6 protein-coding genes and 2 pseudogenes are annotated in these 5,694 nt (G+C 52.7%); 1 reads left to right on the top strand and 7 read right to left on the bottom strand.

Annotated features, from left to right (window positions below; genetic code table 11):
• Positions 1-69: 69 nt before the first annotated feature.
• Together HMPREF3142_RS22720 and HMPREF3142_RS22715 are read right to left on the bottom strand one after the other, a co-directional pair.
• Positions 70-420 carry a hypothetical protein gene (locus HMPREF3142_RS22720; protein WP_004152758.1) on the bottom strand — a complete coding sequence of 117 codons (351 nt, stop codon included), beginning with the start codon at positions 418-420 and terminating at the stop codon, positions 70-72.
• The gene (locus HMPREF3142_RS22715; protein ID WP_042939475.1) at positions 417-689 is read right to left on the bottom strand and encodes a hypothetical protein; all 273 of its coding nucleotides are present in this window, start codon (positions 687-689) and stop codon (positions 417-419) included. Before HMPREF3142_RS22715 ends, HMPREF3142_RS22720 begins: the two co-directional genes overlap by 4 nt.
• A 189-nt stretch (positions 690-878) precedes the next feature.
• Between HMPREF3142_RS22715 and HMPREF3142_RS22710 the strand changes: the two genes are divergently transcribed.
• Positions 879-1,364 (top strand): hypothetical protein, encoded by a 486-nt coding sequence (locus tag HMPREF3142_RS22710; protein WP_032752057.1) that lies wholly within the window; start codon positions 879-881, stop codon positions 1,362-1,364.
• A 160-nt stretch (positions 1,365-1,524) separates the two neighbouring features.
• Here HMPREF3142_RS22710 and HMPREF3142_RS22705 read toward each other — a convergent pair whose 3' ends face one another.
• The 5 genes and pseudogenes from HMPREF3142_RS22705 to HMPREF3142_RS22695 all read right to left on the bottom strand — a co-directional run bounded on the left by HMPREF3142_RS22705 (position 1,525) and on the right by HMPREF3142_RS22695 (position 5,544).
• Complete coding sequence (locus tag HMPREF3142_RS22705; RefSeq protein WP_085842394.1) at positions 1,525-1,647, bottom strand: Hok/Gef family protein; 123 nt, start codon at positions 1,645-1,647, stop codon at positions 1,525-1,527.
• Positions 1,592-1,744, bottom strand: a pseudogene (locus HMPREF3142_RS30015) (DUF5431 family protein); the annotation flags it as partial. The pseudogene HMPREF3142_RS30015 and the gene HMPREF3142_RS22705, both read right to left, overlap by 56 nt.
• 158 nt (positions 1,745-1,902) lie before the next feature.
• On the bottom strand, positions 1,903-2,229 hold the full coding sequence (locus HMPREF3142_RS22700; protein ID WP_032752058.1) for a hypothetical protein: 327 nt from the start codon (positions 2,227-2,229) through the stop codon (positions 1,903-1,905).
• Positions 2,226-2,483 (bottom strand): annotated as a pseudogene (locus HMPREF3142_RS28590) (plasmid SOS inhibition protein A); the annotation flags it as partial. The pseudogene HMPREF3142_RS28590 and the gene HMPREF3142_RS22700, both read right to left, overlap by 4 nt.
• Positions 2,484-2,514: 31 nt before the next feature.
• Entirely contained in the window at positions 2,515-5,544 is a 3,030-nt protein-coding gene (locus HMPREF3142_RS22695; RefSeq protein WP_070612688.1) for a Tn3 family transposase, read from the bottom strand.
• Positions 5,545-5,694 lie beyond the last annotated feature (150 nt).

Below are 5,694 nucleotides of genomic sequence, written 5' to 3'. Positions count from 1 at the left end.
AGTGTGGCTCGACGACTGGACAGCGCAGCTGGCCAGGAGCCGAAGGGGTCCAGTGTTGTTATGCCTTTCTTATCGTTCCAGGCGTTCGACGGTGGCCAGCAATTGCGGATAGGTCGCTGACTGACACTTTTCATACAGTGATTTAGCTGCGGGTATCCCTTCCAGATAATCATCCGAGTCCCGAATTTCCTGAGCCAGATATTCAATAAAGGCGGGTTCCACAACGGAGCCATTCAGAACATTAAGCAGAACCTGTGTTTCGTCGTCATCGAGAGGAAGGGCACAGGCGCGAACCAGATGCGCATAGCGATCAAAGATATTATTCAGCCGTTCAGTCACCCCTTCCCTGTGGGAGTTCAGATGCGCTCGCAGCTTAGGCGAAGGCGTGAAAGAGGGGTTGCGGGAGATCTCTTTTTTCACTGGTCAACCTCAGAATACTGGCCCGACATCATTAAGAATTTGCGCCGCTCCCTCACGAACTGTCGGTACCATTTACGGGCAACACTGGCAAGATCGTCCTCAGAAGCGTCACAGTAAAGCGTACTCCCCATAAACCCTCCCCCACGGCAAATCTGAGCACCTGTGCTACCTGGGCGTCCCGGGGACTCCAGGTGAACATAGCCACCACTGTCGGGTGCGTAAAAACTGAAAATTTCGCCGGTTTTACGGGATTTTATCGTGAAGTTCATGCTGGCTCTCCTTTGGCTCACCCGCGACTGCGCTTCGCCTCACTGAGTTAAGTGGAACAATTGCTGTTCATTACACAGACAACTGTATGACAGAAGTCATACACAATCAAGCAAGAAGAACAAAATTTAAGCGCAGTAAATATTAATGCTAATGTACGCATCCATTAGCATTAACAACTGGTGCATAAAATGGCTCAGGAATCACAGACTGAACAGTCTCGCGCTTACTTTTACCGCAACTTTACGTACACAATCGAACATCTGACCCGGGATTATCAGGCTGAACTGCAGCGTTATTCTGATGATTCGTGGGAACTGCCTCAGCGAGCCGCACGCCTCAGCGCAGCAGTTAAGCGCTATAAAACGTACCGGATGCTGAGTTTTATTTTTGAGATAGCTGACAGCATCGATCTGGACTTAACCCCGCTTATTGTAAAGCGCCTTTGTATGCGCCTTTTCGGCCGCTCGGGTAGCCAGGACATAATTGTTGCCACTTTTGGGCAGAAGGGTCGCCAGCACCGCAGCCGCGATAATACGCCTGCCATCCTGGATGAAATAGCTTCCCGCTACCGTCTTGCCGCATACTCCTGTCAGGCCTCCACCCTGAGTGATATTGCAAGTGTGAAAAAGCACTATCAGACAGGCATCCGTGCAGCACGGAACAGGGAAAAATAACCTTCCCGGTAATAGCTAATGGATGCGTACATTAGCCTTAACATGAATAGATAGAGGAAAAAGGGGCTACCGGCGAACGGTAACCCCTTCATAAAGGCGCTTCAGGCATGTCAGACCAACGCAGCCCTGAAAAGGCGGGGTTTCCCCCGCCTCCAGGTTGCTACTTACCGTTGGATTCGTAAGCCAGGCTTGCCGCGACCTCCCTGTTCCCGTCCTTCAGCCGGACTTCGCATAAGCGGTTCCGGGTCAGGCATGTGAATATCAAGAGCGTTAAACACACGATTAATACGCACCAGACCAGGGTGTTTCGCGGTAGTTTCATGGTGTACTCCTCCTTGCAAATTGCACGGTAAGAGGCCATACTGGTGTTGACTAGACATTCAGTGGGCCTCGGGTTAATTTGAAAAAATTACTCGGGGCTTTCTGCTTTCTGCCGCACAACACGGTAACAAACCACCTTTACGTCATGAGGCAAAAAGCCTCAAGCGCCACTGCCAGTATACCTTACCCGCTGCCAGACTGACCAGGTATCGCGCCATCATCGTTCTGATTTGCCGCGAAAATATCCGGGTCTGCTCTCAAGCTCCCGCTCGATCAGCTCGTCGGCAAACAAGGGCGCAATCCTGTTGATGCGGCGCACCAGATTCCGGTGGCGGGCGGCGGCTTTCCGCTCGTCGCTCCATCGCTTAATCTGCCTCTCGTCGAGAAAATCCACGCATACCGCATATCCAGCGCCCGCCACCCAGCAAGACATCACTTCTTCAGGTGTCGCCTGCCCTGCCTCCACGACAACGGAAACCAGCTCCAGTGGACCCGGGCAGGGCCTGTGCGGCAGTTTCCAGCGCAGGGAATAGCGCCACTTCATCCGTGGCTCCGGTGTGTCAGCTTGTTCGGGACCTGCCAGCGTTCTGCCTGACGCACAGACTCCGGCGTCTCTCTCACAATGAAGCTGATTTCATGGATGACACCACACAGCGGCTCCCCGGCATCCCGCAGCCAGTCCAGAGAGGCCAGCGAAGCATATCGCGATCGCCAGTGCCAGAAGGCAGGTGCAAGCTCACGCGCGTCAAACTCGTCGCTCCACCGGGTGTACCAGGTGCAGACGGTTTCCGGTGACTGGGGTTCTACGCCGGAACCCCAGATTTTTCCGTTATCCCAGTTTCAGTCCGGCAACCAGCGCATCCAGGTCAATAATCTCATTGCTGCTCTGGAAGGTATAATGCCCGTTCAGCAAAATGTGCTGCCAGGCCACCGGTGATATCCGGGTCAGAGCCTCAATGCCCTTGGCATTGCCTTCCGCTTCCAGTCGTTCCAGCAATCGCGACAGGATCGCCGAGTTGTAATACACGATCGCGTTGGAAATCAGCCGCCCGCACTGGTTACTGATGTCTGTTTCAATGTCATTTTTTCCGGTTAACTCCTTCTTCCCGCCGACTTTGGCCACTGCGGCACGCAGCTGGTGATAAGATTCAATCCGGTTCTGGGAACGGCGGATATTGCGTTCCAGCTGAGGATCGCGCAGATACTTCAGTGTGTAAATACTGCGAACCAGCCGGTCATATTCAAATACTGCCTGTCTTGTCGGATTAGCCGTTGTATATGTGCATAATTTGCGGATCAGCGTTCCCTGCGTCATTTCCTTCATCCCCAGTGTGGCGACGATGCGCTCGAGATTGCTTTTTTCACGGGTGATAAGGTCCAGGTCAATCTGTCCGGCAGGATGAATCAGGCACTTCTTATATGTCGAGGGCTCTCTGGTACAGTACAGCTCCGAAAACTGCCTGTTCAGGTCGGTAAAATGAGGTTCAAATCGAAGGCCAAACCAGTGCAGGATCGCAAAGTTGGCCTTGTTGATGCTGTGCATGTCTCCGGTAATGGCCCCAGGCTTCACGGCTGAAGTGTTGCGGTACCAGATATCAAAGACATGGTGCCCTTCGTAGTCGTTTGTGCCAATCAGGTATCCGTTGATTGGGATGTGGTTACACAGCAGTGTGTAAGCCACCATGCCTTTACCGCGACCAAAATATTTACGTGAATACCGGGCTTTCACTGTCGGGCGCTCAACACCAAATTTCTGCCCGTCAACGGCGCCATAAAGGGTCTCCGGATCAAACGAATAGTGCGGGAAAATCGGCAGTATCTCTATGGCATCGGTGATGCAGTCATTGGCCGTCAGCAACGACGCCAGGCGAAGGTACTGTTCGTAAGTGGTCTCCAGCACATGGAACGGAATATCGCTGGTTCTCGCCATGACATGATTGCCATGGTTCATCGCCTGGGCAACGATGACCGCCATCAGGCTGTCTGCATCCGCTTCTTTTTTGGCATAACGGGGTTGTAGTGGCTTCATGGCGGGGAGGAACCGGCATTGTTCGTTAACAAAACGGAAAACGTCGGTCACGTCACAGAATGGTAGTTGCTCATAAAAACGCTTCTCCTGCGCCTTATGACGGCTGATCACCGATTTATGCCAGGTCAGCTTCTGCGTGTCTTTATCGTATTCCAGATGTTTCAGCTTCCCCTGCTTCAGCTCCCGGTTGAACGCCTTCCACTGCCGGTGCAGTTCGGATGACAGCGCTTTTAGCTGCGTTTTGATGGACTTTTGCAGAAAGGGGATCTTCATTTCAGCCAGCACGGCGGCCTGTTCCCCTTCCGGTACCAGTTCATCAGAAAGATGGCGGTGCCGGATACTGTCATTAAGGTGGAATTCACCTGCCTGAAAACGCTTTCTTATCTGACGGTAGAGCCAGAACTCATAGCGCCCGGCATTCAGGCCTGTGGGCTCACCATCCTCTCCGTATTCCAGCAGGTACGGACGCAGCCGTGCGGGTAACGTTTCTGGCGGGCATTCCTCAACTGACCGCTGCGAAAGCGTCTGCTTTTTGCCGAACACTACTCTGAGCCAGTTCAGTGCCTCAGCCCACGGACTGTCCCGGACCACGCTGGTGAGATCGAGTGACAGGTATAATGGTCGCAGATGACGCCGGATTAATGCTGTCATACTATCCACTGCCTGCCACTGTAGCGCCAGTCTGCTGACGGGTTTTACACTCATGCGCTGAGCGGTACTTTTCAGTGCCTCCCGCGGCATGATTTTCCAGGCACGGCGGCGGACTTCACCAAAGGTCGTGGGGTCGGGAACACTGTCATCAACATAAAGCGACAGCAGACGCCCGATTTTAGTCGTTTCACGACGGTGTTTTTCCTGTACATCAGCCATAAGCTGTTTAGCCACGCTGCGGCTTTCACCCTCAAGCTGTTTCATATGGAAAAACATCGCATCCACCAGGTTGTCGCTGAACTGGCGATAACGAATCCAGGCATAGCACAGCAGATAAAGACGGGTCTGCCCGGGCTTCAGGTTGCGAAGATCGTAAACGGTATAGAAATTTGCCAGGCTGGCATAGTACAACAGATTTTGCTGGGAAATATTCAGTGCCGGTAAGATGTCACAGGCTTTGCGGTGTAGTGGCTCCAGGATGGCACGTTTTTCCCGTTCGTGGACCATCTGACGCCAGCCAAAGTCACGCGCATCCTGCCTGAGGACAGCAAGCCGGGAAAGCGTATCATCACGCCCAATCAGCTTGTCCAGCCCGGCAATTGTCGTGTCATCAAGCCGCTCAGCCAGAATACGCTCCAGTCGCAGCCTTTCATCAGAAAGAACCCGGCTCACCAGTTCCTGGAGCGTGGTGTAACCGGGGCGGATGATTTTATGTTCGTTGAGCCATATGATCAGCTCCGTGGCGACAAAGCCAGGAGTCACATCACGACGAACAATGTGAATGGCCTGATGTTCGAGTTGTGAAGACAGTGCAGATGACCAGGGCCGGTAACCGTAAAGGGCGCAAATTTTTTCCCGCTGAGCATAGCGCTCATGCTTAGTGGGGGACTGCTCAGGAAGTGGCTCACCATGAAAATAACGGCTCAGGATAAAATTACAGTCATCCTTAACATCGTCCCACCCGAAGCGGAAAAACAGGTGTTTGGCTTTAAAGTAAGCGATCTGGAGGATGCAATAAATTTGAGCGTGAAGCCCCTGACGACTACAGGCCAGTGCCAGCTCAGATTCATCCAGCGCCAGAAACTCCAGTCGCTGAGCATCATCGAAATCCGGGAGGCCATACAGTGCCTCCTGCTCGGCGTCCGAAAGAATGCTGAGGAGTTTATTTTTGTTGGCCATCCCTGATCCTTATGCTTATACACGCAAGTGTAACATTATCATTAAAATGCAACCTTTACGTGTCATAAATAAAATGACGGGTAATGTGACTATTGTTGACAGACGTCGGCACCAAATGTCGTTTTCAGAAGACGGCTGCACTGAACGTCA

The organism is Klebsiella sp. HMSC16C06 (assembly GCF_001808325.1).
In the GTDB taxonomy this organism is placed as follows: Bacteria; Pseudomonadota; Gammaproteobacteria; order Enterobacterales; family Enterobacteriaceae; genus Klebsiella; species Klebsiella variicola.
Note: the sequence above shows the minus strand (reverse complement) of the source record. Positions and strands in the feature narration are given on the sequence as shown.

Bases quoted from the DNA above. Each gene is read 5' to 3' on its own strand.
- HMPREF3142_RS22715 (WP_042939475.1), bottom strand. From the start codon at position 689: ATGAACTTCACGATAAAATCCCGTAAAACCGGCGAAATTTTCAGTTTT.
- HMPREF3142_RS22710 (WP_032752057.1), top strand. From the start codon at position 879: ATGGCTCAGGAATCACAGACTGAACAGTCTCGCGCTTACTTTTACCGC.
- HMPREF3142_RS22700 (WP_032752058.1), bottom strand. From the start codon at position 2,229: ATGAAGTGGCGCTATTCCCTGCGCTGGAAACTGCCGCACAGGCCCTGC.
- HMPREF3142_RS22695 (WP_070612688.1), bottom strand. From the start codon at position 5,544: ATGGCCAACAAAAATAAACTCCTCAGCATTCTTTCGGACGCCGAGCAG.